The following is a 26,495-nucleotide window of genomic DNA, read 5'->3' as shown; positions in this document are numbered from 1 at the left end:
CCATGGGTGATGGACGAGCAAATACGAGGCCGGATGTGGTGTTTCTCCGCATCCGTGCCCTCCTTGCCGGGGCTTTGGCGCTCGGGCTGGGCGGCTCTGTGACACTTGCCTCGTGGACGGACAGCGACTTTGCAGGGGGATCGTTTGGAACCAGCGTGTTCCAAACGGAATCCAACGTGACCAAGCCGTACGACGCCTTGGGTACGTGGAGCCCGAACGACGTCTCTCCGGGGGCCACTTTGGTGTTCAACGCGACCGCCATGAGCCCCGGCACGATTGTCTATGCGCCCTTTGCCATCCGGACCAAGGCGACGTCCGTGGCTGGTGAAGTGGTCCTCGAAATACCGGTGGTCACCAGCAGCGGCACGGGAACAGGAGATTTGGGCGCTGCACTTCGCTACCGGGTGGTCCGGTCGGCGACGTGCCAGGCGTCGTCGTTCACCGGGACGCCCGATTTCGTGGTGGGCAGCGATGGCGTCAAGCCGTTCACCCAAGGCCAAGCTGCCGGCGTCGTGAATTCCTTGGCGGCTGCCACGGCCACGTTGCCCGGTACGCCGACGCAGTTCTGCTTTGAGGTGTCGCTCCCTGTGGGGTCCGACAACGCTTTGCAGGGCACGACGGCCACAGCGACCTGGCAGTTCACTGCCACCTCCAGCTCATGAAGCACCTCGCCGTGCCGGACCAGCAGACACCAAGCCCAACCCGCCGTCGTCGTCAAAGCACCGGTAACCGGCTGCGTGAGTGGCTGCTCAATATCGCGGCGGCGGGCGGCGCGGTGTGCATTGCTGCCGTCATTTGTGCGCTGGTTTTCCACATCACGCTGATCCTGTTCAAGACCGGTTCCATGTCGCCGACCATTCCGGCGGGCTCCCTGGCTGTCGTCCGTGAGATTCCGGCGAGCGAGATCAGGATCGGCGATGTGGTGACGGTGGACCGGCCGGGGAAGCTGCCCATCACGCATCGAGTTCAATCAATCGAGCCGGCCGACGGACCCGTAAGGACCATCACCATGAAGGGCGACGCCAATACGGGTGCCGACCCTGCGCCTTACGTGGTGGAACGCGTCCGGGTGGTGTTGTGGTCCGCGCCGGGGCTGGCCTATCCGCTGGCCGCCGTTTCCAGCCCCCTTGCCTTGGGCGTGATCACTGTGGCCGTCGCGGCGTTGGTGACGTGGGTGTTGTGGCCCCGGCGCCGGAGGGATGCCGATGCGGGGTAGTCGGGCCTTATCAGGATCAGGGCGGTGTGCGCGTGGAGTGCTGCTCGCTGTCCTCGTGGCAGTGTTTTCGGCGCTCGCTGCGGTGGCTGCAGGGATTGCGCCGGCGGCCGCCGATGACGGGCCTTCGGGTTGGTTGGAGCTCGACGCCGGTCCGGCCGGGGAAGTGCATCGACTCACCCCGGGGGACAGTGCGGATTGGGCGGTTGATGTTCGCGCGCCTGGTGAGCCGGCCAGTTGGTTGGCGATCATGCTTGAGTCCGCTCAGGCCGGTTCCGCTGCAGAGGCTTCGGCAGGGCTTGTTGGAACGTCCGGCTCGGTAATCGCTGCCGCTCCGGACCTGGTCGATTTCCTGTCCGTGGAGGTCAGTGCTTGTGCTGAGCCGTGGGTGGGCGGCTCCTGCGGGCAGGGTGAAAGGACATTGCTGCCACTCACGGCAATGAACAGGGCGGAGGGGCTGTGGGTCAGCCTCATGGACCCCGGGAGTTCGTGGTCCAAGGGAACGTACGTCTTGCTCTCGGCAACCCTTGCCCAGGACGCTCCCGCGGAGGTTCAGGGGAGCAGGATGCATCTTGTGGCCCGTGTCCATGGCTCCGGTGATCAGGGTGACGGCGACGGCGCGGGTGCCGGCCTGAATGGCGCGGGTGCCGGCCAGCCGGGCGCTGGCCTGAACGGCGGCCTGTCCGATCAGGCCGGTCTGGCGAGCACGGGTTTCCGGTTGGGTGCAGCCGCTCTCCTGGGGTTGTTGGCCGTAGGGGTAGGGTTTGGGCTCGCGCGGCTGCGGGGTGCACACGCATGAGGAAGCGTCGGGCAGCCCGCGCGAAGGGTCGAATGAAGAGGCGATTGGCGTTTCTCGGCACCCTGCTCGTCCCGCTTGCCATGCTGTTCGCGGCATCCAGCCCGCCGGCGACCGAAGCTGCCTGGCAGCGGGCCCAATTCTCCAACGGCAGCTTCGGGACGATCACGATTCCACCGGCGAGCTTGAACGGCCCGTGCGAATACAATGCCGCTTTTCTTGGCGCAGGGGCATACGTCCGGATCTATTGGAAGCCTCCGGCAGGGTATCCAAATCTGTCGGACGCCGTGATCGACGTCCACTTGATTACTGCTGGATCCACGGTGACCACCCTGCAGGGGTATCCGGGAGTAGCCAACACCACGGGCTCGTCAGCCGGCTACACCACGGACATTCCGGCAACGCTCCTCGGCGGTTTGCTGGGGTTCAACACGCAGTTCCAAGTGGACATTTACATCACAGCGGCCGGGTGGAAGTCCACGCCGGTGTCCGTCAGGGCGAATGCAGGTCTCGTCGCCGGTATTGGCGGCTCTTGTACCAATGTGGTCTAGCAATCTTTCCCCGGGGCCAACCGGATGTTCCGCGGCGAACAAAACTTCACGCGACCGCCGTCGTGCAGTCCTTGACACAAGGTATTCCGGTCCCATCGGCTAAACTTGGCTGGTAAGAGCCCCGAAACTCTTGCGTTAGTCGCCGCCCGCGGCAGGCTGCACCGGTAACGTCGGGGCATTCTCATGTACGGCGTCGAGTCCTGGTCATCCGGCTGGGTCTCGCCCGAAAGAATGGGGGAGGATCCCATGCCCGCTATCGTGATCGTCGGAGCCCAGTGGGGCGACGAAGGCAAAGGCAAAGCAACCGATCTGCTCGGTGGCCGCGTTGACTACGTGGTCAAGCCCAACGGCGGTAACAACGCCGGGCACACCGTGGTGGTTGGCGGTGAGAAGTACGAGCTCAAGCTCCTTCCCGCAGGCATTCTGAGCCCCAACGCCATTCCGATTATTGGCAACGGCTGCGTGGTGAACCTTGAGGCCCTGTTCCAGGAAATCGACGGTCTTGAGGCCCGGGGAGCGGACACATCGCGCCTGCGTGTTTCTGCCAACGCCCATCTCGTCGCGCCGTACCACCAGGTACTCGACAAGGTAACCGAACGCTTCCTCGGCAGCCGCGCGATCGGCACCACGGGTCGCGGCATCGGCCCGGCGTACATGGACAAGGTGGCCCGTCTGGGTATCCGTGTCCAGGACGTGTTCGACGAGTCGATCCTTCGCCAGAAGGTGGAGGGCTCGCTGCGCCAGAAGAACGAACTCCTGGTCAAGGTCTACAACCGCCGCGACATCATTGCGGACGAGATCGTGGAGTACTTCCTGTCCTTCGCCGAACGCCTGCGTCCGCTGGTCATCGACAGCACGCTTGAACTCAACAACGCACTCGACGAGGGCAAGGTTGTGCTCATGGAGGGCGGCCAGGCAACGTTCCTGGACGTGGACCACGGCACGTACCCGTTCGTCACCTCCTCCAACCCGACTGCCGGCGGTGCTTCGGTTGGTTCCGGCATTGGCCCCACCCGCATTTCGCGTTCCATCGGCATCATCAAGGCGTACACCACGCGTGTTGGTGCCGGTCCGTTCCCCACGGAACTGTTCGACGACATGGGCGTTTACCTGCAGAAGACAGGCGGCGAGTTTGGTGTGAACACCGGCCGTCCCCGCCGCTGTGGTTGGTACGACGCCGTCCTGGCGCGCCACGCTTCCCGCGTCAACGGTTTCACTGACTACTTCGTCACCAAGCTGGACGTCCTCACGGGCATCGAGCAGATTCCGGTCTGCGTTGCTTACGACGTTGATGGCGTCCGCCACGACGAAATGCCCATGACGCAGACCGAGTTCCACCACGCGGTACCGATCTTCGAGTACTTCGACGGCTGGACCGAGGACATCACCGGCGCCCGCACCATGGAAGACCTCCCGGAGAATGCCCGCAACTACGTGCTGGCTCTTGAAAAGCTCTCCGGCACACGCTTCTCGGCTATCGGCGTCGGCCCGGACCGCGACCAGACAATCGTGGTTCACGATCTGATCAACGACTAGCCTTTACTGCATTTACGACGGCGGCGGGTCACCCTGGGTTCCTACGGAACCTTGGTTCCATGTGGAACCTGGGTGGCCCGCCGTCGTCGTTTCCGTCGGACGCGTCCGTTGCCCGGGAAACTGAGGGCTGACGTATAGGCTCAACTCGATCCCTAGCGAAAGGAGACCGGGTGGAACTGATCACTGGCACTCTGGAGAAGTTGTTCGAAGGCACTGTGTGGGCTGAGGGGCCTGTTTGGTTACCTGAGTCGCAGACCCTGCGGTGGAGCGACATCCCCAACAACCGCATCCTGGAGTTCAATCCGGCCACGGGCCGGGCGCACGAGTACGCCACCGCCGTCGAATATACCAACGGGCGGACGCTGGACCACGATGGAAGCGTGGTGCAGTGCAGCCACGGCCGCAGGCGCGTTGAGCGGGACCGCGACGGCGTGGTGACCGTAATCGTTGACTCGTTCGGTGGCCGTCGGCTCAATTCGCCCAACGATGTGGTGGTTGCGGGCGATGGCACGGTGTGGTTCACGGATCCGCCCTATGGAATCCTGCCCGGGACGATCGAGGGTCACCAAGGTGAGCAGGAGTACGGTGGCTGCTACGTGTTCCGGTTCGACCCGGCGAGCAACGAGCTGACTCCTGTGGTCACGGATCTCGTGCACCCCAACGGCTTGGCGTTCTCCCCGGACGAGTCCCTTCTGTATGTCGCGGACACCGCGGGGCCTGGACTCGGAGTGCCATTCCGAATCGCTGCGTACCCGGTTGCGGGCGGTGTGTGCGGCGACGGAACGACGTTCGTGGAGCTGGAGGACGGCATGGCTTCGGACGGTTTCCGCGTGGACGTTGAGGGGCGTGTCTGGACTTCGGCAGGCCCGTCTGTCCGTGTGTATGCGCCAGACGGCGGACTGCTTGCCGCCGTCGATGTTCCCGAAAGGGTATCCAATCTCTGTTTCGGTGGGGCCGATGGCAGTGATCTGTACATCACGGCCACGACGTCCCTGTACCGGTTGCGCACGTCAACTGGGGATGCGACCTCCGGGCGCCACTAACGCTGAATCCGGCGACGCAGACCGGATACGTTTGAGTGCCCGGCCCGCAGCGCGTGAGGCCCGGCCGGACGTCCTCGAACGCCGCTGAATGACGTACTCGGCCACCGCGAGGTTGATCACCCACGAAGCACCCATGAGCGCGGCCCGGGTTGTCTCGTCAGTCGGTCCCACGGCGAGCATCCAGGAAAGGAGCACCACGGCCTGGGTTCCTGCGCCCAGGGCAATTGCGTAGGCGCGGGTCATCCACGCGCTGTGCGCCACGAAGTCCCGACGGAGGATCGCAAGGAGACCCAGAATAATGCTCGCAAGCATGGCCGAACCAAAGATGAGCCGAAGAACCATGAGAGCCTCGCCGTCACTCTCCGGAAGCGCATAAAACACCGACATCCACAAGCCGGAGAGGGCAGCCATCAGGCCAGCCGGCACCAGGGTGCGTCCGGCTATCCGGTGCCACGCGCGCTTGCCTCGCCGCAGTGATGGCACGAACTGAAATGCCCCGAGCAGGCTGTAAACAGTGACACTGACGATGTGGGTTACTACCGGGACGGGCGAGTCGAAAAATCTGGCGTTCTGCGGCGTCACGGTAGCGCCGCCCGTCATTTCGGAGAGACGCGCCGCTCCAGCGATCACCGGGATGAGGCTGAGCAAGATCAACGCGACGGGCACGGCCCACTTTGCCGGGCGGCGACGGATTGCGGGGTGGGTGGTTTCTGATGTCATGGCTCGACCCTAAGCTCAGAGGTGTACGGCGTACACCTTTATGGAATTGAGGTTAGGTGTACGCTGTATACCTGTCAACACCTGACCCAAAACCCAGAGATATTTCGGGAAGGCGGCACCTCAGATGACCCAGCTGGCAGAGGCAGCCACACGCATACCTCTGAACCGGGAGCGTGTGCTGCTGGCCGCCGTCGTGCTTGCGGACGAGGCGGGCCTGGAGTCACTCAGCATGCGCAGGCTTGCCCAGGAGCTTGGCGTTGTTCCGATGGCGCTCTACAAGCACGTCGCCAACAAGGAGGAACTCCTCGATGGCATGGTGGACGCGATCATCGGCGAAATCGACCCTCCGATTCCGGACGCCCACTGGAAGAGCGCGGTCCGAACACGGGTTCTCTCGGCGAGGAGCGCCCTCCTGCGGCATCCCTGGGCCCGTCCCGTGGTCGAATCACGCACCAATGCGACGCCGGTGGTACTTGGTTATATGAACGAGTTCGTGGGCATTTTTCTGGCAGGCGGATTTTCGGCGGACCTCACACACCACGTCATGCATGCCCTGGGCAGCCGAATGTGGGGGTTCACCCAAGAGGTGTTTGATGACTCAGCCGGGCAGGACGGCAACGGGGAAGCAATCGTAACGACGGAAGCGCGGGCCGCGATGGCGCGGCAGATGGCAGAGAGTTATCCGAACCTCTTTCAGATCGCCATGGCAGCAGCACATGACGACGAATCCGTCGTCGGGCACGGCTGTGACGACCAATTCGAGTTCGAGTTTGCCCTCGACGTGCTTCTGGACGGCTTTGAGCGACTCCACGAGCGGAACTGGAAGTCAGGCGGCTAGGCAACGCGCCCACGGCCGCTGCGTACCGTGTGGACGATTTTCTCCTATAGGATTCGTGGCAAAGCATGCTGGGCTCAGCCGGCACGAATAGTCGTAAAGGAATAGCCAATGTCTCACGACGGGCTCTCTTTTTCAGCGGCTGGGGGCTCCCGCCGCCCAGTCGAGGATGACGCGCGTGCGTCACCGTTCCAGGCCGTAGACGAGATGGCTATCCGTCAGCAGGCAAGGGAGATTATTGACGAGATCCTTGCCGACGTGGATGCGAAGAGCGAATGGGCTCTGAAAGCGCTCCGGAAGCTCGTCGAATCGCATCCCGATGATCCCAAGCGTGCCTTGCTGGAGCATCTGATCGAGACTCGCAAGGTTACGGACGCCCTGGAACAGGCGCCCGCCCATCAGGAATCCATGAGCCTCAACCGTGAGACATCGGAGGCGCCGCAGACTGTCACGGTGCCGGTAGACGCCGACGTCCGCAAGCGGATTCAGACCGTGTTACGGGACAAGCTGCTCCTCACGGCATTCCAGCCAATCCATGCGTTGCCGGGCGGCGACGTGATCGGAGTGGAGGCGCTGATCCGGTTTGTTGAACAGGACGGCGCTGCCGCCGACGTGTGGTTCCGCGAGGCCTCGGATGCGGGGCTGGGGACCGAACTGGAAATTGCCGCCTTGCACTGCGCGCTGGCAGCTGCAGAGGACATTCCGGCCAACCTGTTTGTTGCCTTCAACCTCACACCGGCAACGGCCCAGGACCCGCGCGTCAGGAAGTTGCTGAGCGAGCCTTACTTGCCGCCGGAGAGGATCGTCGTTGAACTCACAGGCAGCCTTAAAGCAGCCGGCGGCCTGTCCAAGGAACGTGGCCTGGGGCCGTTGCGCAGCCGGGGGTTGAGGCTGGCCATCAGTGCTTCGGGGGCGGGCTTGGTATCCATGGACCGGGTTGAGGAGCTGAGCCCGGACATCGTCAAGCTGGATCGCTATCTGATCGAAGGCATCGAGGGCTCCGAGGGGCAGCGGACCCGCGCCAAGGCAATCGTTGAGGTTGCCAACCAGATCGGGGCCGACGTTGTTGCCGAGGGCATCGAAACCCTTGAGGAGCTCCGGGAAGCCACCGCTCTGAACGTGACTGCGGCGCAGGGCTACCTCTTGGGGCGTCCCTCTGTTGACCCGCTCGAATGGTCATCCTGGACCATCCACTCGTCTGCGGAACCTCAGCCTGCGGGTTAACTGACTGGAATTTACGACGGCGGTGGGTCGCTCCGGGTGGGCGGCCCACCGCCGTCGAGGTTTTCAGCATCGGAATTTCAGATGTGATTGACCTGTTTTATGCGCTATGCAGATGTAGTTGCCCCAAGTAAAAATGGATCAACCGTCAAATATGAGGGCCACAGCGACCGCCAGTTCAACCGAAGGTTCCCAACGACGGGATCGGCCAAAGGACGCGGGGTTTGACGCCGTGCGCGTCCATGCGAGCTGTGGCAATGTGCCAAAAATAGGAGATCCACATGACAAGCCAAGAGGTTGAGGTCCTCGTCGTCGGCGCAGGTCAGGCCGGGGTTGCGATGAGTGAACATCTGACCGAAAGGGGAATATCCCACCTCGTTCTGGAACGCCACCGGATCGCAGAGCGCTGGCGCACCATGCGGTGGGACTCGCTGGTCGCAAACGGGCCTGCGTGGCATGACCGGTTCCCGGGCCTGGAATTCACGGACCTTGAGCCCGGTGAGTTCCCATCGAAGGAGCAGGTTGCCGATTACTTCGTCGCCTATGCAGAGAAGATTGGCGCGCCGATCCGCTGCGGTGTTGACGTGCAGTCGGTGCGCAGGAAGGTGGGCGAACCGGGCTTCGACGTGCAGACATCGGAAGGCGGGTTCAAGGCTCGCTACGTCGTGGCTGCCACCGGGCCGTTCCAGCGTCCGGTGATTCCCGGCGTCGTTCCCGGCAATGCCGACCTCGTACAGATGCACTCCAGCTCGTATCGCAACCCGGGGCAACTGCCCGAAGGCGCCGTGCTGGTGGTCGGGGCCGGGTCTTCGGGCGTGCAGATCGCCGCCGAAATCCAGCGTTCGGGCCGTCAGGTCTTCCTGTCTGTCGGGCCGCACGACCGTCCGCCGCGGAGCTACCGCGGACGGGACTTCTGCTGGTGGCTGGGTGTGCTCGGCAAGTGGGACGCTTCCACTCCCGCACAGGGCGCCGAGCACGTCACCATCGCAGTGAGCGGCGCAGACGGCGGCCACACGGTGGACTTCCGTGCCCTCGCCGAGAACGGCATCAAATTGGTGGGCCGGACCACGGCCTTCGAAAACGGCACCATGCGCTTCGCGGAGGACCTCAGCGACAACATCGCCAATGGCGACGCCCACTATCTGGAACTGTTGGACGAAGCTGACGCGTACATCGAGCGTAACGGCCTGGACCTCCCCGAAGAGCCCGAGGCCCGGCTCCAGCGGAAGGATCCGGAGAGCCTTACCAACCCGATTCTGGAGCTTGACCTGGCCGGGGCCGGGGTTGCATCGATCGTCTGGGCAACGGGCTTCGCGGTCGACTACAGCTGGCTGCAAGTGGACGCCTTCGACGAGAACGGCAAGCCGCGCCAGCAACGCGGTGTGTCCACCGAACCCGGGGTCTACTTCCTGGGACTACCGTGGCAGTCGCGGCGCGGATCCAGCTTCATTTGGGGCGTATGGCACGACGCCAAGTACGTCGCTGACCAGATCGCCATCCAGCGGAGCTACCTGGCGCACAACGAACAGCACGCGCTGGTGGCCAGCGGAGCCGCCTAAGCCGCCTCCGCCGAGTGAGGGGACCATGCCAATCCGGCATGGTCCCCATTTCGCGCTTTAGGGCGAATTGCCGCTGCACTAGGATCGCGAATATGACCATCTCGGAGGAGCCCGGGCGGGCGATAGTGCGCATGTTTCCGGACTATGGCGACACCGTGCTGTGGTTTGCAGGTCTGCCCGTTGACTATGAAGTCGCTGGACTTACGGAAGCGCTTGTCCGGAGCCTCAAGGACTGGGAGCAGTCCTACTACGACTCGCTGACCCGGAATCTGGAATGGAAATCCGCAGAACTGGCCGGCAAGTACGCGGCGGAGGGCGTCCGACTAGCCCAATTGTTGGCGGACGAGCTCGGCGAAGCGTACCAAGTCGAGTTCAAATATTTTGAACACCAAGCCCAGGTCCGCCGGTTCCGCGGCGGAGTGGCAGCCAACGTGAAGGCAGCGGCAGCGTTCGATGCCCTGGCGGTTGCGCAGAGGCTGAAAGACGACGAAATCGCCCGTGGAAAGGCATCGGAACAAACCGGCGACACCGGATGGTCCGCGTACTCACCGCAGTCCGGAAAGGCCTTCAAGCCACCGCGTTAAAGCCCTCGACGGCGGCACTCACGTGAGTGCCGCCGTCGGGGGCTTCGCGTTGTTGGATGACCGGGACGTCAGCCGAGCCCCGCCAGTGACCTGGCCGAAAGCGCGTCCTCCATCTTCTGCTGGTCCAGTAGTCCACGCTCCATCACCAGGTCCGCAATGCCGCGGTTGGTAGCGAGGGCCTCCTTGGCCAATTCGGCAGCGGCGGCATAGCCGATCAAGGGGGCAAGGCCAGTGACCACGCTGATCGACTCGATCATGCGCTGCTGCAGCATGGAGGTGTTCGCGATGATGCCGTCAACGCAGTGGGTCCGGAGCTGACGGCAGGCGGCGGTCAGCCAGGCAATGGATTCGAGCAGGGAATCGGCGATGACGGGCTCGAAGGCGTTGAGCTGGAGCTGGCCGGCCTCCACGGCCATAGTGACCGTCGCGTCCGCGCCGATGACGCGGAAGGCGACTTGGTTGACCATCTCTGGGATCACCGGGTTGACCTTCCCGGGCATGATGGACGAGCCTGCCTGGACCGCGGGCAGGAAGATCTCCGCGAAGCCCGTCTGGGGGCCTGAGGAGAGCAAACGAAGATCGTTGCAGATCTTGGAGAGCTTTACCGCGGCCCGCTTCAAGACGCCGGACACGAGCATGAACACGCCCGTGTCACTGGTGGCCTCCACAAGGTTGGTCGCAGAAATGAGCTCAAGGCCAGTAACGGAACTGAGCTCGCTGATGACGGCCGCCCGGTAGGCCCGGGGAGCGGTGATGCCGGTGCCGATGGCGGTGGCGCCAAGGTTGGATTCCCGCAGGTGAGGCAAGAGTTCCAGCAGCCGGTTGCGGTCCTCGCGCAGGGTCTCGGCGAAGGCCCCGAACTCCTGGCCCATGGACATGGGTACCGCGTCCTGGAGTTGGGTGCGGCCCACTTTGATAATGCCGGCGAATTCCACTGCTTTGGCTTCGAAGGCCTCAACGAGCCTGCCATGCTCGTCACAGAATGCCGAGATTTCCCGCTGGAGAGCGAGTTTGATGGCCGTGGGGTAGACGTCGTTGGTGGACTGGCTCCGGTTGACATCGTCGATGGGGTGCAGCGCCGAGTAGTCGCCTTTGGAATGACCCATCAGTTCCAAAGCACGGTTGGCGATGACCTCGTTGGCGTTCATGTTGGTGCTGGTCCCGGCACCGCCCTGGATGGTGTCCACCACGAACTGGCCGTCGAGAAGACCGTCCATGACCTCACATGAGGCCTGTTGGATGGCAGCTGATTTGTCCGGCGCAAGGAGGCCCAGGCTCTCATTGGCGCGGGCCGCCGCATACTTCACGGCACCCAGTCCCCAGATGAGGGACCGCAGGGTGCCGATGGTTCGCCCGCTGACCGGGAAGTTGTCTACTGCCCGCAGTGTGCTGATGCCCCAATACGAAGCCTCAGGGACATCAGCGTCCCCGAGGCTGTCGTGTTCCTGTCGCGATCCCGGGACGTGGTCGGGCGAGGGAATGTGATCTGTCATGGTCCTGTTCCTGGAAATGCCGCAAAGGAGTGAAACCTGGCTACTCCGCCAGGTAGTCGAGCGCCGTGAGCGCCAAGGCGGCGGCGCCGTCGTAAATGGCGAGGTTGGCTGCCTCGCCGACGCAATGCGCGGCGAACTCGGGTTGGTGATTGGCCGCGGGGAAGCAGCCCAGCCCTATGTAGGGATGAATGGCCGGAACAATCTGGGAAACATTGCCCATGTCGGTGGAGGCCCGGTTCATGGTGGCCTGCTCGGGCGGTGCATTGAAGTCCCTGCCCAGGGATTCCGCATGCCCGATGTAAAGCTCCAGCGCTCGCAGGTCCGTGCGGAACTCCGAATAGGGTTCGGACTCCGGGGTTACTGACAACTCGCAGCCGGATGCCAATGCCCCGGCCTCAAAGCAGCGCTGGACCCGCTCTTCGAGTTTCCCCAGTTGGGCGAGCGACTCGGCGCGAACGTACCAGCGGCCCTCTGTCTTCTCAGGGATGGCGTTGGGCGCTTCGCCGCCGCGCGTCTGGATGCCGTGGACGCGGGTACCGGCAGGCAGTTGCTGGCGCAGGAGACCCAAGGCCACCTGGGCCACGATGAAGGCGTCGTTGGCGTTGACGCCCTGATCGGGATACGCCGCGGCGTGCGCTGATTTGCCCCGGTACTCCACGTGGTTGTGGGCCACGGCGTACGGGCGGGCTTCGGCGGAATCCACGGGACTGGGATGCGCCATCATGGCAAGATCCAACCCGAGGAAAGCCCCTTTCTTGAGCAGCTCGATCTTTCCGCCGCCGCCTTCTTCTGCGGGCGTCCCGTAAAGTTCCACGGTCAGGTCCCGTTCGGCGGCAAAATCGGCGAGGGCAACTGCAGCACCGCAGGAAACTGCCGTGATGATGTTGTGGCCGCAGGCGTGCCCCAGGCCCGGAAGTGCGTCGTACTCGGCCATGAGCCCGATGCGCCGGGAGCCCGTCCCGAAGACTGCGCGGATGGCCGTGGGGAAGCCCAGATACTCCGTCTCAACGTCGAAGCCACGGTCGGCTAAATAGTCAGCGGTCCAAGCGGCGGCGCGATGTTCCTGCCAGCCGAGCTCGGGGTTGGCGTGGAGGGTCTCGGAGAGTCGAATCAGCGATGGCTGCTGAAGAGCCACGGCATCCAGGACACGCGAACGCTGAAGGCCCGCACTCTGAACGGCGGTTGCTTCCTTAGCGTGCATCGCCGGGCACCCCGTAACCGACAGAGGCCGCGGGGTCCAGCCCACGAATCACATAGTCCTGCCTCTGCGGAAGCCAGACGCTCAGGAGCTGCTCGAGCTCACCAACAGGGTCTTCATGCCAGTCGACACGGAGGTCGGTGTCCCGCCAGCCATGGCCGGAAACCACGGAAATGCCGGCCGAGCGCACAGGTCCCGCCTCGCCGCCCGCCGTCTCAGCCGCACGAAGGGCAGCCATGAGCCGAACCTCCAGCTCACCGGAGGTCGCTTCAAAACCGTCGCAGAGGGCTTGAGCCACACCGGGGTGTGCGAGCATGTTGCCGGCTGCCACGCTGTTTGCGCTGCTGCCCTCTCCAAGCACGCCCAGAGTGTGCGCCCCGCTGAACACGGCGGACCCGCCGTTTGCGTCCAGGACCACGAGCTGCCGGTAGTCAACCGCTGGTGCTTCCTGCACGACGGCGTCAATCGCCTCCTGCGCGGAGTAGCCGGCTTGCAGCCGGTCAAGCAGCGCATGGCCCAACCGCGGATCTGTGATGTTCTGGGAGCTGACCGCCCCGACGCCGTCGCGCAGGTGCGCACACCGGGCGGCGACGGCGGGTGAGGACGAAGAGACCGCCAAGCCAAACCTGCCGTGGCCGTCCGTGGCGGCAATGCTGAACGTCACTGCTGGCCTTCCTTGGATTCAGTGGAGAGCACGGCTGTGGCATCAATTTCCACAAGCCATTCCGGACGTGCAAGCGCCTGGACAACGATTCCCGTGGAAACCGGGAAGACACCCTTGAGCCAGCGGCCCATGGTGCGGTAGACCGTTTCCCGGTAGCGGGGGTCGATCAGGTACACGGTGACCTTGACGATGTCCTCGAGGCTGCTGCCGGCCTCTTTGAGCAACATGTCGATGTTGGCCATGGCCTTTTCCGTCTGCGCCTCGACGTCGCCGATGCCTACCGACTCGCGCGTGTCCAGATCCTGGCCGATCTGGCCTCGCAGATAGACCACGCCGTTGGCCACAACGGCCTGGCACAGATCGTTGTCCAGGTTCTGCTCGGGGTAGGTGTCCTTCGTATTGAACGTGCGGATACGCTGATGCTTCACTTGGCAGCTGCCTTTCAATCGGTGTGTAGCGGATGCTCGTAACCTTCAGCTTCCGGGGAGGTGCTGAATCTGTCCAACAGTTCTTTTAGAACGATTGCATCGGCATTTCAGATGAAGGGTGTATCCTCGTCGAATGGACGTGACCTTGACGCAATTGCGCTACTTCGTGGAAGCAGCGGCGCAACTTTCCATGACCGGCGCGGCGGTTCGCTTGAACGTGGCCCAGTCTGCGGTCTCGGCTGCCATCGCTCAGCTTGAACGCCACGTCGGCACCCAGTTCTTCATCAGGCAGCGTTCCAAGGGCTTGGTGCTCACTCCGGCCGGCGAGCTGTTCGTGCGCGATGCACAGGCCATCCTGGCGCAGGTTGAGGAAAGCATTGACCATGCGCGTGGAGAACACCAGAGTGTCGCCGGACGTATACGTATTGCGTGCTTCAGCACCTTGGCTCCGTTCCTCCTTCCCGGCGTCCTGACAAAATTGCGGGAAGATCATCCGGCCCTTGAAACGGAAGTCATCGAAACCGACACGGCGGGCTGCATCAGCGCGTTGCTGAGCGGGCAGGCGGATGTTGCCCTGTGCTACGACCTTGATTTGCCGGACGCGATCTCCAGATCCGTGGTTGATACGGTCCGCCCGTATGTGGCGCTGCCGCCAAACCATAAGCTCGCTGGTTCAGAGGGTGTGCAGTTGTCATCGCTCGCCGGGGAGGCTTTCGTGTTGCTGGACCTGCCTCACACGCGGGACCTCATGCTGTCCATCGCCCGGCTGGGCGGCAAGGAGCCTGACGTTCGATTCCGCTCGGGGAGTTATGAAACTGTGCGTACTTTCGTGGCCCGGGGGTTGGGGTATTCGATCCTTCATCAGCGCCCGCAGCACCAATTGACGTACGACGGCGGCCAGCTGGCTTCCGTTGAAATCCGCGACGACGTGCCGGAATTGAAGACGGTCCTGGCCCACCTGAAGTCGCACCGCCCCACCGCCAGGGTGCGGGCAGTGGCGCAGGCAGTCCGGCATCAGATCGTGGCCGCGCGGGCAGCGCGCGCCTGATCAATCTGCATCTGTTCAACAGATGCACTTGCTGTTAAAAATCTATTCGACAGATTGGGCAGCAGCGTCCGAAAATGGTTATGCCAGCAATCAGGCGTGACTCACATCACGCATTCTGGTGGCGCAGCCCCACAGGTCGGTCAACGTCGACCGCCGAAGGCTCGCTCTCCCCAACCAGCATCGGATCTTTTCCTCCAGGAGGAACTGTGAACACCAACAAAATCGAGGGGCAGATCAGCCGGAAGGGCTTGCGCACCAGCGTCGCTGCCGGTTCCATCGGCGTCTTTGTCCACTGGTTCGAGTGGGCCATTTACGCCTACCTCGCCTCCACAATCGCCGTCGTCTTCTTCCCCCAGCAGGACAGCACGGCAGCCTTGCTTTCCGTCTTCGCGGTCTTCGCCATCAGCTTCGGCGTCCGGCCCTTGGGCGCCCTGGTCTTCGGAACTTTGGGCGACAGGATTGGCCGCAAGAAAACGCTCTCCATCGTCATTCTGTCCATGAGCGGTGCCACCCTGGTGGTCGGACTCCTGCCCACCTACGATGCAATCGGCCTCTGGGCGCCCGTTCTGCTCATCGCAGCCCGCGTGGTTCAAGGGCTCGCAGCGGGCGGTGAATTCGGCAGCGCGGCAGCGTTCCTCGCCGAGTACTCGCCCCGGAAGCACCGCGGGTTCGGCGTCAGTTGGCTTGAGTTCGGAAGCCTCCTCGGATTCCTCGTGGCCTCGCTTGTCGTCTTCATCCTAAGTAGCGCCATGGACGCCCAAACCATTGCCGACGGCGGGTGGCGTATTCCATTCCTGATCGCCGTCCCGTTGGGCGTCATCGGCTTCTACATTCGCTCCAAGATCGAGGACACTCCCGAATTCCGGTCACTCGAGCAGCTGGACAATGTCCCGCAGAGCCCGGTCAAGGAGGTGTTCACCCGCCACTGGAAGCAGCTCCTTCAGATGAGCGGCCTGGAAATCATGATGCACGTGACCTTCTACGTGGTGCTGGTTTACCTCCTGACGTACCAGGAAAAGGTCTTGGGCTTCGACGCCGGAATGGCCGCCCTGCTCTCCACCGCGGCATCGGTGGCCGGACTCGTTCTGGTGCCGTTGGTGGGCGCGCTTTCTGACCGGATCGGCAGGAAGCCGGTTCTGGTGGCGGCAGCCATTTCACTGGTGGTGTTGGCCTACCCGCTGTTCCTGGTCATGCACTCCGGCGCGGCCTGGGCGGGCATCGTCAGCACCATTGGCCTGGGAGTCATTCTGGCCCTCATCCTTGGCGTTCACGCAGCGGCCGCCGCCGAACTGTTCCCGACCCGGACGCGGCAGACCGGCCTCTCGATCGCCTACAGTGTCACCGCGGCAATCTTCGCGGGAACCGTTCCTTATGTGCTGACCTGGCTCATTGCCCAAACCGGCAACGAGATGATGCCGGCGTTCTACCTCATCCTGGTCGGCCTGGTTGGCCTGGCCGCTGTGCTGAGCATGAAGGAAAGCAAGGGCAAGAACCTGTTGGACGAGGAAGACCTGCGCGCGGCGGGAACCCCATCCCGGGCAACGCAGGGCGTGGCACACACGTAGGTACGCACGTAGACACACACCATCCAGTGGACAATTCACCCTCGCGTGCGGGGGTGAATTGTCTGTTTGATGGGGTCAAACTGTGACGGCAAGCCGTGCCAGCGCCCGCTCCACCAGGTGTCGTTGCCGCGAACCCGTCACGGCGTCCGGGTCCAGCATTGATGTGACATGCAACCCCATCATGATGTTCAGCAGCTCATCGGCAACCGCGTCCGGGTCCGCCAAAGGTTCGCAGTCGCCGTCGTGCTGTGCTTGGGCCAAGAAGTCCATCACCAAGCCGCGCCAGTGCAGCAGCGCGTCCCGCCCGACGGCGCGCAAGGCGTCCTCCGTCTGCGCGCGCTGCCAGAAGGAAACAGCCACCCGGGCCTCCACCACCGTGAGCGGATCGGCCGGGATGATTTCCAGGCACAGGCTGCGCAGCGCCGAAAGGCCGCGACGGCCCGTGGTTCCTGCCGCGATACGTTCGTTGGTCCGTTCACAGATCAATTCATAGGAGGCCAGGAGCAGGGCGTCCTTGTTCGGGAAATAATGCGCCAGTACGCCCGGAGCCGCGTAGCCGCATTCGCGGGCGATGTCCCGCATGCTGGCATTTTCGATACCCTGCTCAGCGATCAGCCGCCACGTGGTCTCAATGATGGAACGGCGCCGTTCCTGGTGATCGACCAAGCGTGGCATGCTGCTCCTTCGTTCGCGGCGGTTCATGGCTGGGACCGTGAGCACCCTACCACCGTGGGAGCGCTCCTGCGCGCCCCCACGGCCTGAAGCGGTACGGCGGGGTTCAGTGCGCGCAGTGGCCGTGCTCGCTGGTGCCTCGCCCCGAGTGCTCGACGGCGGTGCCTCCTGGCGCAGCACCGTCAGCTGTGCTTTCGGTGCTGCAGTGACCGGCCGCCGACGACGGCACGTTGAGTGTGGGGTTTTCGTCGAAGAAGCCGTGCGGCTTCAAGGTGAAACCGGTGGTGTCGACGGGCATGATGGGCCAGTCCTCCGGGCGTGGGAAGTGGGTCAAGCCGAACGAGTGCCACACCACCAGGTCCTGGCCGTCGATGTCGCGATCCTGCGCCACATACGCCGGAAGCCCTGCTCCGCCGGGGTGCTGGTTGACGAAGTCGCCCGCCGCGTACAGCTCGTCCTCGGCGTGGTGGGTGACCCAGAGGTGGTGCCGGGCGAAGCCGGCCCTTGACGCGATGGAGGAATCATCCGCCATGGCCAGCGTGGGGTTACCTTCCGGGTAGAGCGTGTAACCCACCGGATGGCCCAAGTGGTTAAACGAGTCCGGGTTGCTGATGTGCCACACACGCCCCTTGGCGCCATCGGCGTCGCGCACAGCCTCCGATTCGCGGGCCAGCAAAGTGCGCTTCTGGGTGAAGGCGTTGCCGTGCGGATTTCCGGGTCCCTTCGGGAGGCGCACGAGGTCCAGTTCCTCGACGCGGTTGGTGGCGCCGTCGATCATCATGTCCAGCCGGGCGCTGAAGAGATGCTGGTGGTACGGCGCACCAAGGCCGGGTGCGATTTCTGAAGCGTAGGCGTAATTCTTATCCGGGAGCGCGGCCGTGAAGACGATGCCCGTGGCCTTCGCCTCGAACTCGATGGTGCCATCCAGGTAGAGGTACCAGTAGAAGCCGTAGTCGTAGTTGCCCACTGTGGTGAAGAAGGAGATCACCAAGCGGCGATTGCGGCGGACCTCGTTGGAGCCTGCCCATTCGTCGGTGTGCTTCCAGAGGATTCCCGCGTCCTCTTCATGGATGCAGATGCCGTTCTCGATGGTCCGCGGGTTGCCGAAATCGTCCGCCACCAGGGGGGACATGTAGGTGATGTCGCCCAGGCAGTCGCAGCCGAGCTTGAGCGAATTCGCGTCCCGGCCCACCAGGTATTCGCCGGAATCAAAGTAGTTCTGCCAGCTGCGGTATGGCGAGGGGTCGCCGTACGGGACCACCATTTCGGAGATGGACGCGCGGTGGACCACCGGGCGGCGGCGTCCCTTGTGCGAGTGGTGGAGCTGGTGGAGCACCAATCCTTCGCGGGCATCAAAGCCCACGCGCAGGTCCCAGCCGGCCCAGGAGAGGTGGTTGCCCTCCAGGGTGAAGCTGGGGCCCTCGGGCTGCGTGATCTCGATCGGCTTCAGGTCAGTGCGGAGTTCGCCGTGGATCGCAGGGGCCGTGTAGTTGCCGTTGACCTCCGGGACCGGCACAGGTCCGTCGTCGATCAGGTGGTTGACCCGACGGTTCTCAACGTCCACAAAGGCCACGAGGCCATCGATCGGATGCGCCCAGGGGTGGTCGGCGGGGTGGTCCTGGCGGAAGCCCAAGCCGCGGAGGAGCCGCTTGCCTTCTTCATTTTCGTAGTCGAAGACGCCTGCTGAGAGCGGAGCAACGCGGACCTGGGCCGGAGTCAGGCCGCGGTCTTCCAGGGCGGCTTTCCACTGCGGGTCTTCGGCCAGGATGTCCTCGATAATCCCGAATTCCTCAAGGAGAACAGGCAACTGACCGTCGACGGCCGGATTGAGCTCGCGCTGTTCCAGCACCTGTCCAGTGGTCAGGGAAAGGCGAACATCGAGTGACCGGGAATGCGCGGCGTCCCAGAGCATGGCCCGGACCAGCCGGGAGGCCCCGGCAGCCTCCTTTTGGAAGGCGGACTTCGGCGGTTCGATCAGGCCGAGGTAGGCGAAGCGGGTGGTGTCCGCAACGAGGCCTGCCTCTGTCAGGATCCTGCGGGCCTGGTGGATCTCCTGGGCCGAGAGCTGGTCAAGCGGGTGGGCGAGCTGTGGCGTGCCAGGCATGGGCTGCTCAGGCAAGTGCTGAGTGGGCGTGGGCTGAGCGGGCGTGGCCTGCGGCGATGCAGCCTGCGCTGGTTCGGCCTGCGGCGATGCAGCCTGCGCTGATCCGGCCTGCGGCGATGCAGCCAAGGGGGTCGTCTGAAGGGTCATGGCACTTCCTGAAGTCGAATTTTGATGGTACAACTGTTCAACCAACGCTTTGATGTTACCCACCTCACAAGCCCGGCGTAAAGTCCCTGACCAAAACCACGCCGGGCAAACAGGAGAACCATGGACCAGCGAAAACGCCTGCCAGCAGCCCTTGCTCCAAGGGGCATCGTTCCTGCGGGCATCGTCAGCACCGCCGCCGCCGGCAGTGCTGGCGCCCATGTGGTGGCGGCTGTAAGCGGGCCAGCCGGAGCCATGGCTCTGTGGATGGCTGCGATGGGGGTGGCCTGCCTGGCATGCGTTGCGCCGCTGGTGTCCGGGCGCTTTTGCGTTGGGACAAGCCAAGCCCGGAACGCGAGGTGGGCTGCCAACACGAGCAGAGCCGGGAGCGCGAGGCGAGCACGGAGCACGAGCAGAGCCTCCGGGCACCTGCTGGCGATGAGCGCTGCCATGATCCTCATTCACCTGATCCTGCTGGTGGCGCCCGGGGCCGCTGGTCATCAAGGAAGTGCAAGTCACCCCGGGAATGCCGGCCAGGGCGGCATGGCAGAAGCCGCATTCTCGTCCGGCCACGCGCCAACGATGCTTGCCTTGATTGGCATCGAGCTGCTGTGCCTTGTGGGGGCTTCCGCCGCCCTTCGCCTGTCGCGCCGTAGTTTGCCGGGCGCTTCGCGCCGTAGTCCGCTCCGCCGGCTGACCCAGGTCAAACCGCCCGTACCTGTCCCCACCGCGGCCCGCACCGCCGTCGAACACTAACCACCGAAACCCACCCAAGGAGCTTCAATGAACACCACCTCCACCATGATTTCCTCCGATTGGCAGAGCCGCGCGGACGCCTTGGCCATTGACGGCCGGGCGTTTATCGACGGACGCCGCGTATCTGCGGGTAGCCGGCAAGTCCGCCCCACCAGCAGTCCCATTGATGGCCGCGTCCTCGCTGAACTGGCTGCGTGTGGTTCCGGCGACGTCAATGTCGCCGTGGCGGCCGCGCGGCGGGCTTTCCCGTCGTGGTCCCGGAGCGGGGCCGAAAAGCGAAAGGGCCTGTTGTTGGACTTGGCTGCCTTGATGGAGCGGCATGCCGACGAGCTGGCGCTTCTTGAAACCCTGGACAGCGGAAAGCCAATCCTGCAGACCACCACTGTGGACGTGCCGGGCGCCATATCCACGCTGCGCTGGTATGCGGAGGCTGCGGACAAACAGAGTGGCGAACTTCCAGCAGTTCCGCCGGGTGCAGCGGCGCTCGTCACTCGGGAACCGCTGGGCGTGGTGGCCGCCATTGTGCCGTGGAATTTTCCGCTGGAGATCGCGGTCTGGAAGCTGGCTCCTGCGCTCGCGGCGGGGAATACCTTGGTCCTCAAGCCTGCCGAGCAGACGTCGTTGAGCGTCCTGCGGCTGGCCGAATTGGCCGCAGAAGCCGGGCTGCCGGATGGCGTTCTCAACGTCATAACCGGGACTGGCCGTGAAGTGGGGGCTGCGCTGGCGCATCACATGGACGTCGATGCTTTGGCGTTCACGGGCTCTACTGCTGTCTCCCGAACCCTGCTGGAAGCCTCCGGTCGGAGCAACCTCAAGAGGCTGAGCCTCGAAGCCGGGGGCAAGAGCTCGAACATCATTTTCGCCGACACCGCCGATCTCGCCTTGGCTGCGGCGAAGGCAGCCTTTGGCGCCTTCTATAACCAGGGCCAAGTCTGCTCCGCAAATTCACGCATCCTGGTCCAGCGGGAGATCCACGACGAGTTCGCCGCGCTTCTTGCTGACGCCTCCGCGGGTTACCGCCCGATGGATCCGCTCGAAGGGTCGGGGGGCAACGGTGCGCTGATCAATAGCGCCCACACTGACGACGTCGAAGGCTGGATCATGCGCGGACGCACCGAAGGCGAGGTACTTTTCGGCGGTGAGCGGCGCGTGATCCGAGGCTCTGACGCCTATCTTGAGCCGACGCTGCTGGGCGGCCTCCGGGCTGACCATGATGTTCATCGAGAGGAGATCTTTGGACCGGTGGCCGTGCTGCACGCGTTCGACTCCGAGGACGAAGCGGTCAGGTTGGCCAACGCCACCGACTACGGATTGGCGGCGTCCGTGTGGACCTCGAACCTGTCCCGGGCGCATCGGGTGGCGGGGGAGCTGCTCGCCGGCACGGTGTCCGTGAATACGGTGGACGCGCTGGGCAACACGACTCCGTTTGGCGGCTTCAAGCAGTCCGGATTCGGCCGCGATCTGTCCCTGCACGCCTTCGATAACTACACGGCGACGAAGACCACCTGGATCCAGTTCGACTGATTCGCTTCATCAAGAAAACAGCTGATATGCATCGCTATTCCATGGTTTACGTGATGCAACTCACAAGCCTACGCTGGGCCTGACAGCAGACCCGGCCAGGCGCCGAAGGGCTTTGGGGAACGCCCTGCCAGAATCTGCCAGCATCCTCCACCGTCTTAAGGACACCCTCCATGAAATCGATGCTCCGCTCCCGCCTCTTCGAAATCGAACAAGAGTCCATCGCCCCCATCCCGGCCGAGTCGCGGCACGGCCGCTCGCGGGAACTCTTCACCATCTGGTTCGGAATGAACATGACCCCGCTGACGGTGGTCACCGGCGCCACGGCCACGACGCTTCTGGGCCTTCCCATGGTCAGCTCCATCATCGCGATCCTCCTTGGTCACGCCCTCGGTGGAATCGGGATGGCACTGCACGCAGCCCAAGGTCCGCAGCTCGGTGTCCCCCAGATGCTGCAGGCCCGTGGCCAATTCGGTTCACGGGGCGCCAGCTTGATCGTGATCGTGGCGATCCTGATGTTCGTGGGGTACTTCTCCTCGAACCTGATCGTTTCCTCGGACTCGGTCACGGCTCTTCTGCCGGAGGCCAGCGGAACAGCCCTGATCATCGGCTGCGCTGTCCTCAGCTTCGTCATCGCGGCATTCGGGTACAACCTGGTCCGGAAGGTGACCGCCTTGGGAGCCTACGTGGTTGGCGCCCTGGTACTGGTTTCCTTCGCAGCTTTGCTCGCCAACGGTGACTTCTGGGCCCAGATGAACCACGGCGAATTTACCTGGACCGGGTTCCTCGCCATGGTAGCCATCGGCATCGTATGGCAGCTGACCTACGCCCCCTACGTTTCGGACTACTCCCGGTACATGCCTGCCAAGTCGGGCACCAAGGGAGCCTTCTGGGGCACGTACTTGGGCTGCGTCCTTTCCAGCGCCTTGCTGATGGTCCTGGGCTCCGGAGTCGGGATTGCCGTAGCAGGCGTGGACACGATGACCGGGCTGCACGGCCTGCTCGGCCCGGGGCTCGGTGCAGCGGTGTTGGTGGGCTTTGCGCTGGTAGCCGCGGCAGGAAACTCAGTCAACGCGTATTGCAGCGCGCTGTGTGCACTGACCCTGGTGGAGACTTTCTTCAGCGGATGGCGGCCCGGCGCAAGAGCCCGGCTCGTGACCTCAATGGTGCTGCACATCCTCGGTGTGACCTTGGCCCTCGCCGCGGCAACCAGCTTCGCCTCCTCCTACTTCAGCTTCCTCAGCGTGCTCCTTTATGTGCTCATCCCGTGGTCGGCCGTCAACCTGGTGGATTACTACGTGATCAGGCACGGCTCCTACGCCGTGGACGAGTTCTACGCTGCCGATGGCGGCCGCTATGGGCGATGGAACGCCGGCTCCCTGATCGTCTTCGCCATCGGTGTCCTTGCCCAGATCCCGTTCATGGCGACTCCCTTCTATACGGGCCCGGCAGCCGAGGCCATGGGTGGAATCGACATCGCTTGGCTTGTGGGCCTCGGCGTGAGCTCGTTGGTCTACATCGTGATTGCCCGCACCGCCCCGGCGCTGGTTCGCCTTGACTCTGACACCGGCTCCGGCTCCGGTTCCGCTGAACCCCAACTCCTTGGAAAGTAATGACATGACCTACGCAGACTGGATTTTCAGCGGCGGCCCTATCCACACCATGGACCCCGCCTACGCCCGCACCAACGCCGTTGCGGTAGCCGACGGGAAAATCGTGGCCCTCGGGTCCGATGCCGCAGCCTGGCGCGGACCAGCCACCGAGCTCATTAACTTGGCAGGAAAGGCGCTGCTCCCCGGCTTTCACGACGCCCACGTCCATCCGCTCGCCGGTGGGCTGCAAATGCTCGGCTGTGACCTGTCCGGCGTCCATTCCCTGGGGGAGTACCGGGATCTGATCGCGGCCCACGCCCGGGCCAATCCGGCCGCCGAATGGATCCAGGGCGCTGGCTGGTACGGTGACGTTTTCGACGGCGGGTTTCCGCACCGCGCGCTGCTGGACGAGCTGGTCCCTGACCGGCCGGTGTTCCTGATCAGCCATGACGGTCATGGTGCCTGGGCGAACTCCCGGGCGCTTGAACTGGCCGATATCACGGATGACACGCCCAACCCGGACGGCGGGATCATCGCCCGTGACGTCGCCGGCAAGGCAACCGGCATGCTGATGGAACACGCAGCGGATCTGGTTTCGTCGCTGATACCTGACCCGGACCCACGGCACATCCGCCGTGCCCTCTTGACCGCCCAGGCCTACCTGCATTCACTGGGGGTCACCGCTTGGCAGGATGCCGCCGTCGGCCAAGCCCTGGGTATGCCCGATTCCTTTGAGCATTATCTGGCTTTGGACTCCGAAGGTCTTCTAACTGCCACTGTGACAGGAGCGCTCTGGTGGCAGCGTGACCGCGGACTGGAGCAAATTGAACAGTTCAAGGACCGCCGGGCGAAAGCGCGGGGGCGTTTCCAAGCGACGGCCGTGAAGATCATGGTGGACGGTGTCTGCGAAAACCTCACTGCTGCCATGACCCGGCCCTACAAGGGGCATCCCCATGAAGTGGGCATGAGCCTGATCGAACCGGACGAGCTCGCGCGGATCGCGCGCGCCGTGGACGCGGAGGGTTTCGACCTGCACCTGCATGCTGTGGGCGACCAAGCCGTGCGCGACTGCGTCAACGCTTTGGACTTGCCGCGTCGCGAAGGCTGGGATCCGCGCCACCAGATCGCACACTTGGACCTGGTGGACCCCGCCGACGTCGCCCGCTTCGCCGCCACCGGGGCCATCGCGAACATTCAACCGCTGTGGGCCAGGCAGGATCCGGTCCTTGTGGAAACCAAGCTGCCCTACCTCGACGAAGCCCACCAGCAGGTGCACTTTGCCTTCGAGACCTTGCGCCGCGCCGGCGTCGAACTTGCCATTGGCAGCGACTGGCCGGTCTCAAGCCCCGACCCGCTGTGGGGCATCCACACAGCGGTGAACCGCACCGCTCCGTCGGCCGACCCGCACGCCCGCGACACCCGCTCGCAGACGGAACCGCTGTTGCCCTCCGAGGCGATTACCCTCGGCGCGGCGCTCACCGCCCACACCACGGGAGCTGCGCGCGCCAACCGACTCGACGCCCAGCGCGGAGCCATCCGCGTGGGCATGGCCGCCGACCTGGTGGTGCTCGACGCCGACCCGCTCGCCGCCGAGGCCACCTCACTAGGGGCAATCGGCGTCGACCTCACTTTCGCTGGAGGTCAGCCCGTCTACAGCCGTGCCCATAACGGCGCACTTCCCGCCCTTCTTGCGCAGTAGCAAACTTAAGCAGTAGCAAAGGACCGATCATGGATCAGCCAGTATCCTCAACGCGCCTTGCCCAAGAGCAAAGCAACCATTTACAGAAATCCCTGGGCCGCTTCGACATCCTGTTGTTGGTGGTTGCGGCCGTCATCTCCGTGGAGGTCTTGGGGCAGGTCTCCGGCTTCGGCGGAGAAACCTTCACCTGGACCCTCATTCTCGCCGTTACCTTCATGGTTCCCTACGGACTCATCTTCGCGGAGACCGGCGGGGCGTTCACCGAAGAAGGTGGCGTTTACGTCTGGACCAAGATGGCTTTCGGCCGCGTGGTTGCCGCCATCACGTCCCTCTTCACGTGGGTGACGCAGCCCGTCTGGGTGGGCGGCGCCATGGCTTTCGTGGCGGTGGAAACGTGGTCCGAGTACGTGGGCCATGTGGAAGCCGGCAGTATCAGCGATTACCTTTTCAAGCTGGTGTTCATCTGGATCACGGTGACCTCGGCAATCGTCAGTCTGAAGCACGGAAAATGGCTGCCCTCCCTCGGCGCCATCCTCAAGGTCGCATTCCTGACCTTTTTCATCATCGTCACCTTGATCTACGGCCTCCAGCATGGTTTCAACGGCCTGGACCTGGGCTTCTTCTCGCCCACACTCGCCGGTTTCCTGGGCGTCACTCCGCTGCTTTTGTTCTCGTTCCTTGGCTTCGAATCAGGCAACAGCGCGGCGGGAGAGATGAAGAACCCGGCCAAGGACGTGCCAATCTCTGTAGCGCGCTCTTCCATGATCGCCGCTGCCAGCTACCTCCTGCCGATCCTGGCCATCCTGCTGGTAGTGCCGCTGGATCAGATCACCGGCATCGGCGGACTGTTTGGTGCAGTGTCCACGGTTTACGCCGTTTTTGGACCGGCCGCCGAAGCGATGCTGGCCGTCTCCGCCGTCGTGTTCTGCTTCGTTTTGGTCTCCCAAGGCGCGGCCTGGATGATCATCAGCGATCGCATGCAGGCCATGGCTGCCGCCGATGGTTCGTTCTTTGGCGGGTTCTTCGGCCGCTTCCACCCCAAGCTGGGCACGCCGATCCGCGTCAACACGCTCTCCGGCGTTGTGGCCACGCTGTTCATGCTCGCTGCCATGCAACTCAGCGGCACCAGCAGCGCACTGTTCGGGGTGGTCCTGGCAATCGCGATCTCGACGTTCCTGCTCAGCTACCTGCTCGCCATCCCGGCTGCGGTCAGGCTGCGGAGCAAATACCCGCTGACGGAACGCCCCTTCAAGGTTCCCGTGTCCGACCTCGGGTTCCGTGTCCTTGGCATTATCTGCTTCCTGTGGATACTGGTGGGTTCGTGGGTGGCCATCTTCCCGGGCACCCTGGAGGTCTTGTTCGGCCTCGAGTATGACTTCGAGGCAATCTGGGGCGTTTCCCAGTTCACCTTCGAGGCCTTCGCGCTGGGCACGCTCGGCTGCATCCTGGCCTTGGGCCTGGTGGGCTATGTCCGCGGCAAGAAGGTCCGCGATGCCGTGGCGCCGGTTGGTGCGACCCCTGAGTTGGTCAACGACTGACTCTCAGCTACCGGC

General features: G+C 63.9%; 24 protein-coding genes. 17 read left to right on the top strand and 7 right to left on the bottom strand.

From position 1 onward, the window contains the following. The first annotated feature begins 2 nt into the window (after positions 1-2). The 6 genes from ACIQC5_RS08390 to ACIQC5_RS08365 all read left to right on the top strand — a co-directional run bounded on the left by ACIQC5_RS08390 (position 3) and on the right by ACIQC5_RS08365 (position 5,139). Positions 3-662, top strand: a complete 660-nt coding sequence (locus tag ACIQC5_RS08390) for a SipW-dependent-type signal peptide-containing protein (RefSeq protein WP_400280412.1) — start codon at positions 3-5, stop codon at positions 660-662. After that, positions 659-1,216 carry a signal peptidase I gene (locus ACIQC5_RS08385; protein WP_400280410.1) on the top strand — a complete coding sequence of 186 codons (558 nt, stop codon included), beginning with the start codon at positions 659-661 and terminating at the stop codon, positions 1,214-1,216. Before ACIQC5_RS08390 ends, ACIQC5_RS08385 begins: the two co-directional genes overlap by 4 nt. Before the next feature lie 37 nt (positions 1,217-1,253). After that, positions 1,254-2,012, top strand: a complete 759-nt coding sequence (locus ACIQC5_RS08380) for a hypothetical protein (RefSeq protein ID WP_400280408.1) — start codon at positions 1,254-1,256, stop codon at positions 2,010-2,012. A 32-nt stretch (positions 2,013-2,044) separates the two neighbouring features. Then, positions 2,045-2,560 (top strand): hypothetical protein, encoded by a 516-nt coding sequence (locus ACIQC5_RS08375; protein WP_400280406.1) that lies wholly within the window; start codon positions 2,045-2,047, stop codon positions 2,558-2,560. Between the two features lie 246 nt (positions 2,561-2,806). Beyond that, positions 2,807-4,096, top strand: coding sequence for an adenylosuccinate synthase (locus tag ACIQC5_RS08370; protein WP_400280404.1), 1,290 nt, complete (start codon positions 2,807-2,809; stop codon positions 4,094-4,096). A 170-nt stretch (positions 4,097-4,266) separates the two neighbouring features. Further along, on the top strand, positions 4,267-5,139 hold the full coding sequence (locus ACIQC5_RS08365) for an SMP-30/gluconolactonase/LRE family protein (protein WP_400280402.1): 873 nt from the start codon (positions 4,267-4,269) through the stop codon (positions 5,137-5,139). On the opposite strand, the gene ACIQC5_RS08360 is transcribed toward ACIQC5_RS08365, so the two are convergent. Further along, on the bottom strand, positions 5,107-5,859 hold the full coding sequence (locus ACIQC5_RS08360; RefSeq protein WP_400280400.1) for a DUF2306 domain-containing protein: 753 nt from the start codon (positions 5,857-5,859) through the stop codon (positions 5,107-5,109). The two genes, ACIQC5_RS08365 and ACIQC5_RS08360, sit on opposite strands and share 33 nt — an antisense overlap. A 124-nt stretch (positions 5,860-5,983) precedes the next feature. Between ACIQC5_RS08360 and ACIQC5_RS08355 the strand changes: the two genes are divergently transcribed. The 4 genes from ACIQC5_RS08355 to ACIQC5_RS08340 all read left to right on the top strand — a co-directional run bounded on the left by ACIQC5_RS08355 (position 5,984) and on the right by ACIQC5_RS08340 (position 10,058). Then, positions 5,984-6,697 carry a TetR/AcrR family transcriptional regulator C-terminal domain-containing protein gene (locus ACIQC5_RS08355; RefSeq protein ID WP_400280398.1) on the top strand — a complete coding sequence of 238 codons (714 nt, stop codon included), beginning with the start codon at positions 5,984-5,986 and terminating at the stop codon, positions 6,695-6,697. 108 nt (positions 6,698-6,805) lie between these two features. Further along, entirely contained in the window at positions 6,806-7,918 is a 1,113-nt protein-coding gene (locus ACIQC5_RS08350; protein ID WP_400280396.1) for an EAL domain-containing protein, read from the top strand. Between the two features lie 278 nt (positions 7,919-8,196). Beyond that, positions 8,197-9,474, top strand: coding sequence for a flavin-containing monooxygenase (locus ACIQC5_RS08345; RefSeq protein ID WP_400280394.1), 1,278 nt, complete (start codon positions 8,197-8,199; stop codon positions 9,472-9,474). A 92-nt stretch (positions 9,475-9,566) separates the two neighbouring features. Beyond that, a complete protein-coding gene (locus tag ACIQC5_RS08340) occupies positions 9,567-10,058 on the top strand; it encodes a hypothetical protein (protein WP_400280392.1) in 492 nt (163 codons plus the stop codon). Between the two features lie 68 nt (positions 10,059-10,126). Here the strand turns inward: ACIQC5_RS08340 and ACIQC5_RS08335 are convergent, their stop codons facing one another. From ACIQC5_RS08335 to ACIQC5_RS08320, 4 genes are read right to left on the bottom strand one after another with little or no spacing between them, the layout of a single operon-like run. Next, positions 10,127-11,551: an aspartate ammonia-lyase gene (locus ACIQC5_RS08335; protein WP_400280390.1), complete on the bottom strand. Its 1,425-nt coding sequence runs from the start codon at positions 11,549-11,551 to the stop codon at positions 10,127-10,129. Positions 11,552-11,591: 40 nt separating this feature from the next. Then, complete coding sequence (locus tag ACIQC5_RS08330) at positions 11,592-12,752, bottom strand: M20 family metallopeptidase (RefSeq protein ID WP_400280388.1); 1,161 nt, start codon at positions 12,750-12,752, stop codon at positions 11,592-11,594. Further along, complete coding sequence (locus ACIQC5_RS08325) at positions 12,742-13,413, bottom strand: DUF1028 domain-containing protein (RefSeq protein ID WP_400280386.1); 672 nt, start codon at positions 13,411-13,413, stop codon at positions 12,742-12,744. The genes ACIQC5_RS08330 and ACIQC5_RS08325 overlap by 11 nt, the downstream gene beginning before the upstream one ends. Further along, on the bottom strand, positions 13,410-13,841 hold the full coding sequence (locus ACIQC5_RS08320; RefSeq protein WP_400280384.1) for a RidA family protein: 432 nt from the start codon (positions 13,839-13,841) through the stop codon (positions 13,410-13,412). The genes ACIQC5_RS08325 and ACIQC5_RS08320 overlap by 4 nt, the downstream gene beginning before the upstream one ends. Positions 13,842-13,974: 133 nt before the next feature. Here ACIQC5_RS08320 and ACIQC5_RS08315 point away from each other — a divergent pair, with 133 nt between their 5' ends. Both ACIQC5_RS08315 and ACIQC5_RS08310 read left to right on the top strand, forming a co-directional pair. Further along, positions 13,975-14,889 (top strand): LysR substrate-binding domain-containing protein, encoded by a 915-nt coding sequence (locus tag ACIQC5_RS08315; RefSeq protein WP_400280382.1) that lies wholly within the window; start codon positions 13,975-13,977, stop codon positions 14,887-14,889. A gap of 206 nt (positions 14,890-15,095) precedes the next feature. Then, entirely contained in the window at positions 15,096-16,454 is a 1,359-nt protein-coding gene (locus ACIQC5_RS08310; RefSeq protein ID WP_400280380.1) for an MFS transporter, read from the top strand. Between the two features lie 75 nt (positions 16,455-16,529). Here ACIQC5_RS08310 and ACIQC5_RS08305 read toward each other — a convergent pair whose 3' ends face one another. Both ACIQC5_RS08305 and ACIQC5_RS08300 read right to left on the bottom strand, forming a co-directional pair. Beyond that, positions 16,530-17,129 carry a TetR/AcrR family transcriptional regulator gene (locus ACIQC5_RS08305; protein ID WP_400280378.1) on the bottom strand — a complete coding sequence of 200 codons (600 nt, stop codon included), beginning with the start codon at positions 17,127-17,129 and terminating at the stop codon, positions 16,530-16,532. Positions 17,130-17,232: 103 nt separating this feature from the next. Then, a complete protein-coding gene (locus ACIQC5_RS08300; RefSeq protein ID WP_400280886.1) occupies positions 17,233-19,230 on the bottom strand; it encodes a primary-amine oxidase in 1,998 nt (665 codons plus the stop codon). 267 nt (positions 19,231-19,497) lie between these two features. Here ACIQC5_RS08300 and ACIQC5_RS08295 point away from each other — a divergent pair, with 267 nt between their 5' ends. From ACIQC5_RS08295 to ACIQC5_RS08275, 5 genes are all read left to right on the top strand, one after another. After that, on the top strand, positions 19,498-20,130 hold the full coding sequence (locus ACIQC5_RS08295) for a hypothetical protein (protein ID WP_400280376.1): 633 nt from the start codon (positions 19,498-19,500) through the stop codon (positions 20,128-20,130). A 27-nt stretch (positions 20,131-20,157) separates the two neighbouring features. Next, a complete protein-coding gene (locus ACIQC5_RS08290; RefSeq protein WP_400280374.1) occupies positions 20,158-21,654 on the top strand; it encodes an aldehyde dehydrogenase family protein in 1,497 nt (498 codons plus the stop codon). Positions 21,655-21,824: 170 nt separating this feature from the next. Beyond that, positions 21,825-23,264, top strand: coding sequence for a purine-cytosine permease family protein (locus ACIQC5_RS08285; protein WP_400280372.1), 1,440 nt, complete (start codon positions 21,825-21,827; stop codon positions 23,262-23,264). Between the two features lie 4 nt (positions 23,265-23,268). Further along, positions 23,269-24,942 carry an amidohydrolase gene (locus ACIQC5_RS08280; RefSeq protein WP_400280370.1) on the top strand — a complete coding sequence of 558 codons (1,674 nt, stop codon included), beginning with the start codon at positions 23,269-23,271 and terminating at the stop codon, positions 24,940-24,942. A gap of 29 nt (positions 24,943-24,971) precedes the next feature. After that, positions 24,972-26,480: an APC family permease gene (locus tag ACIQC5_RS08275; protein WP_400280368.1), complete on the top strand. Its 1,509-nt coding sequence runs from the start codon at positions 24,972-24,974 to the stop codon at positions 26,478-26,480. Positions 26,481-26,495: the final 15 nt, after the last annotated feature.

Source organism: Paenarthrobacter sp. NPDC092416, assembly GCF_044755025.1.
In the GTDB taxonomy this organism is placed as follows: domain Bacteria; phylum Actinomycetota; class Actinomycetes; order Actinomycetales; family Micrococcaceae; genus Arthrobacter.
Note: the sequence above shows the minus strand (reverse complement) of the source record. Positions and strands in the feature narration are given on the sequence as shown.

Bases quoted from the DNA above. Each gene is read 5' to 3' on its own strand.
- ACIQC5_RS08370 (WP_400280404.1), top strand. From the start codon at position 2,807: ATGCCCGCTATCGTGATCGTCGGAGCCCAGTGGGGCGACGAAGGCAAA.
- ACIQC5_RS08360 (WP_400280400.1), bottom strand. From the start codon at position 5,859: ATGACATCAGAAACCACCCACCCCGCAATCCGTCGCCGCCCGGCAAAG.
- ACIQC5_RS08335 (WP_400280390.1), bottom strand. From the start codon at position 11,551: ATGACAGATCACATTCCCTCGCCCGACCACGTCCCGGGATCGCGACAG.
- ACIQC5_RS08300 (WP_400280886.1), bottom strand. From the start codon at position 19,230: ATGCCTGGCACGCCACAGCTCGCCCACCCGCTTGACCAGCTCTCGGCC.
- ACIQC5_RS08275 (WP_400280368.1), top strand. From the start codon at position 24,972: ATGGATCAGCCAGTATCCTCAACGCGCCTTGCCCAAGAGCAAAGCAAC.
- ACIQC5_RS08295 (WP_400280376.1), top strand. From the start codon at position 19,498: ATGGACCAGCGAAAACGCCTGCCAGCAGCCCTTGCTCCAAGGGGCATC.
- ACIQC5_RS08330 (WP_400280388.1), bottom strand. From the start codon at position 12,752: ATGCACGCTAAGGAAGCAACCGCCGTTCAGAGTGCGGGCCTTCAGCGT.
- ACIQC5_RS08350 (WP_400280396.1), top strand. From the start codon at position 6,806: ATGTCTCACGACGGGCTCTCTTTTTCAGCGGCTGGGGGCTCCCGCCGC.
- ACIQC5_RS08390 (WP_400280412.1), top strand. From the start codon at position 3: ATGGGTGATGGACGAGCAAATACGAGGCCGGATGTGGTGTTTCTCCGC.
- ACIQC5_RS08315 (WP_400280382.1), top strand. From the start codon at position 13,975: ATGGACGTGACCTTGACGCAATTGCGCTACTTCGTGGAAGCAGCGGCG.
- ACIQC5_RS08345 (WP_400280394.1), top strand. From the start codon at position 8,197: ATGACAAGCCAAGAGGTTGAGGTCCTCGTCGTCGGCGCAGGTCAGGCC.
- ACIQC5_RS08305 (WP_400280378.1), bottom strand. From the start codon at position 17,129: ATGCCACGCTTGGTCGATCACCAGGAACGGCGCCGTTCCATCATTGAG.
- ACIQC5_RS08385 (WP_400280410.1), top strand. From the start codon at position 659: ATGAAGCACCTCGCCGTGCCGGACCAGCAGACACCAAGCCCAACCCGC.
- ACIQC5_RS08285 (WP_400280372.1), top strand. From the start codon at position 21,825: ATGAAATCGATGCTCCGCTCCCGCCTCTTCGAAATCGAACAAGAGTCC.
- ACIQC5_RS08290 (WP_400280374.1), top strand. From the start codon at position 20,158: ATGAACACCACCTCCACCATGATTTCCTCCGATTGGCAGAGCCGCGCG.
- ACIQC5_RS08280 (WP_400280370.1), top strand. From the start codon at position 23,269: ATGACCTACGCAGACTGGATTTTCAGCGGCGGCCCTATCCACACCATG.
- ACIQC5_RS08355 (WP_400280398.1), top strand. From the start codon at position 5,984: ATGACCCAGCTGGCAGAGGCAGCCACACGCATACCTCTGAACCGGGAG.
- ACIQC5_RS08375 (WP_400280406.1), top strand. From the start codon at position 2,045: ATGAAGAGGCGATTGGCGTTTCTCGGCACCCTGCTCGTCCCGCTTGCC.
- ACIQC5_RS08340 (WP_400280392.1), top strand. From the start codon at position 9,567: ATGACCATCTCGGAGGAGCCCGGGCGGGCGATAGTGCGCATGTTTCCG.